We start from the raw sequence: 273 nt of genomic DNA on the forward strand, positions 1-273 counted from the left end.
GTGCGGGGCTGACTCAACTGACACCCGAAGAGTTTGCACGCCTGCAAGATCTGAACAAGCGCTACAGCGAGAAGTTCGGCTTCCCATTCGTGATGGCCGTACGTGGCTACGACCGGCAGACCATCATCGATGCGCTGACCACACGGCTGAACAACGACCGCGACACCGAGCTGCGTACGTCGCTGGAGCAGATTGACCGCATCGTCGGTTTCCGTCTCAACGATTTGATTTCAGGTTAATCAGTACAACAACGCTGTGGGCGCGGTGTCATGG

At 57.1% G+C, this 273-nt stretch carries 1 protein-coding gene; it reads left to right on the top strand.

What is annotated here, in order from left to right:
- Positions 1 to 239: 2-oxo-4-hydroxy-4-carboxy-5-ureidoimidazoline decarboxylase (gene uraD / locus AC2FA3_RS15185; protein WP_490510311.1), on the top strand; the 239-nt coding region annotated here is incomplete at its 5' end.
- Between the last annotated feature and the right edge of the window lie 34 nt (positions 240 to 273).

The organism is Janibacter sp. CoH_79_TC_3 (assembly GCF_058197955.1).